The organism is Streptomyces sp. NPDC037100 (assembly GCF_055606225.1).
This window is the reverse complement of the sequence record NZ_JBVJSX010000033.1, coordinates 1-2630: the sequence shown is the minus strand read 5'-3', so window position 1 is coordinate 2630 and position 2630 is coordinate 1. Positions and strand designations below refer to the sequence as shown.

Here is a 2630-nt window from a genome sequence, read left to right as displayed (position 1 = left end):
AGACCGACCACGACTCCACCATCATCAAACTCCCCAACGGCCTGGAGGACCAGCTGCCCGCCCCGCTGGTCACCAAGGACAACGTGGACGACAAGTCCCTGTGGGGCAACAACGTGGGGCAGTGACCGGCAGACAGCGACGTCGGCGCCGAGGGCCCTCCGGCTGCGGCCTCCACCCCGGATCCGGGTCCACTCCCCGTTCCGCGGTCCCCACCATCCGTACCCGAAGGACGGTACCCACCATGGCGGACACCGCCACCGCCCCGGCGGCCGGCTCCGGAACCCGGGCCCCGGTCGCCGAGGCGACCGGCATCAGCAAACGGTACGGCGCCACCGTCGCACTGCGCGACGCCCGCATCAGCATCGCCGAGGGCGAGTCACACGCCCTGGTGGGGCGCAACGGCGCCGGCAAGTCGACGCTCGTGTCCGTCCTCACCGGCCTCCAGCAGCCCGACACCGGAACCCTGCGCTTCTCGGGCGAGCCGGCGCCCGCCTTCGGCGACATCGACGCCTGGCGCTCCCGGGTGGCCTGCGTCTACCAGCGCTCCACCATCATCGGCGACCTGACCGTCGCCGAGAACCTCTTCCTGAACCGGCAGAGCCCCACAGCGGTGCGCCCCATCCGCTGGAAGCAGCTCAGACAGCGCGCGGAGGGACTCCTCGCCGAGTACGGCGTGGCCGTCGACCCCGCCGCGCGGGCCAGGGATCTGACCGTCGAGCAGCGGCAGTTCCTGGAGATCGCCCGCGCGCTGTCCTTCGGAGCCCGTTTCATCATCCTGGACGAGCCGACCGCCAAACTCGACGCCCGCGGCATCGGCCGGCTCTTCGGCAAACTCCGGGATCTGCAAGAGCAGGGCGTCGCCTTCCTCTTCATCTCCCACCACCTGCAAGAGGTGTACGACCTCTGCACCACCGTCACGGTGTACCGCGACGCGGCCCACATCCTGACGGCGCCCGTGGCAGAACTCGATCACCACTCCCTCGTGGAGGCCATGACCGGCGAGGCCGCCCTGGCCCAGAACCACGTGAGCGGGCCCCCGGTCGCACCGGCCGATGGTGCGGAGCTGCTGCGCATCGACGCCCTGACGGTGCCCGGCGCCTGCGAGGGCCTCTCCCTGTCGGTGCGATCCGGAGAGGTGGTCGGGCTCGCCGGAGCGGCGGCCAGCGGCAACGTTCAGGTGGGCGAGGCCGTTGCCGGTCTGCACCATGCCGAGGCCGGCGGGATCTCGGTCGGCGGCAGAGCGGTACGCACCGGCAGCGTGCCGTCCGCCCTGGCCGCAGGTGTGGGTTTCGTTCCCGAGGACCGGCATCTGCAGGGTCTGGTCAACGGCCGCAGTGTGGCGGAGAACGCGACCCTCACCGTCACCGACCAGCTCGGCCCGTTCGGAGTCGTCCTGCCCGCCCGCACCCGCAGCTTCGTCCGGCACATGATCCGCGACCTCGACATCAAGACGCCGGCAGCGGCCACCCCGGTCTCCGCCCTCTCCGGCGGCAACCAGCAGAAGGTCGTGGTCGCCCGCGCCCTGGCCACCGACCCGCATGTGCTGGTGGCCATCCGTCCCACGAACGGCGTCGACGTCACGTCCAAGGAGTTCCTCCTCGGCAGAATCCGGCGGGCCGCGGACGAGGGCAAGGCCGCGCTGATCGTCTCCGACGAGCTGGACGACCTCAGGGCCTGTGACCGGGTCGTGGTCATGTTCCACGGACGGGTGGTCGGCGAGTTCGACCGCGGCTGGAAGGACGAGCACGTCGTCGCCGCCATCGAGGGCGTCACGAGCACCACCACCCCACCCGCCGCGTCCACGGCGTCCGGCACTGACCAGCACGGAAGGTAGACATGCCCGCCACCACAGATGTCACGGAGCCCGCACCGAGCACGACGGCGCCGGCCGCGGTGGACACCGCCCGGCGCCGGCTCGACCTCGGCCGTTTCCGTGAACTGTCCCTGATCCCGGCCATCCTCGTGCTGGGCCTGATCGGCTTCATCGTCTCGCCGGCCTTCCTCACCGCCGACAACCTCATCGGCGTGCTGCAGCAGTCCACCGAGCTGAGCCTGCTCGTCCTGGCCGCCGCCCTCATCCTCATCTGCGGACGGATGGACCTGTCCCTGGAGTCCACCATCGGCGTGGCCCCGGTCATCGCCGTGTGGCTCGTCCTGCCCTCCACCGGTGGGCGGTTCAACGGACTCGGGCTCTTCCCCGAGTGGACGGCCATCCCGTTGTGCCTCCTGGTCGGCGTGGCGATCGGCGCCCTGAACGGCTTCCTCATCCTCAAGCTGCGGCTCAACGGGTTCATCGTCACTCTGGGCGGGCTGACGATGCTGCGCGGACTCCAGGTCGCCCTCTCCGAGGGCCAGTCGATCGTCGAACTGCCCTCCTCCTTCACCTACCTGGGCAAGGCGTCCTGGCTCGGCGTACCGGCGGCCATCTGGATCTGCGCGCTGCTGTTCACGGCCGGTGGCAGCGCACTGGCCTGGCTGCGGCACGGCCGGGCGCTGTACGCGATCGGCGGCAACACGGAGGCGGCACGCACCGCCGGCATCCGCGTCGACCGCATCGTGTGGATCGTCCTCATCCTCGGCAGCGTCCTCGCCGCGTTCGCCGGCATCCTCTACAGCGGCCACTACGGCTC

Annotated in this window: 2 protein-coding genes and 1 pseudogene; all 3 read left to right on the top strand. The window is 70.8% G+C overall.

Annotated elements, in window-relative coordinates; translation table 11 throughout:
* Positions 1 to 125, top strand: a pseudogene (locus ACZ7EG_RS40035) (sugar ABC transporter substrate-binding protein); the annotation flags it as partial.
* 116 nt (positions 126 to 241) lie between these two features.
* On the top strand, positions 242 to 1834 hold the full coding sequence (locus ACZ7EG_RS40030) for a sugar ABC transporter ATP-binding protein (RefSeq protein WP_471089970.1): 1593 nt from the start codon (positions 242 to 244) through the stop codon (positions 1832 to 1834).
* Between the two features lie 2 nt (positions 1835 to 1836).
* Positions 1837 to 2630 (top strand): ABC transporter permease (locus ACZ7EG_RS40025; RefSeq protein ID WP_471089967.1); only part of this gene is annotated, 794 nt, incomplete at its 3' end.

What these genes read in the sequence shown, in the direction of transcription:
- ACZ7EG_RS40030 (WP_471089970.1), top strand. Translation starts at nt 242, where the DNA reads ATGGCGGACACCGCCACCGCCCCGGCGGCCGGCTCCGGAACCCGGGCC.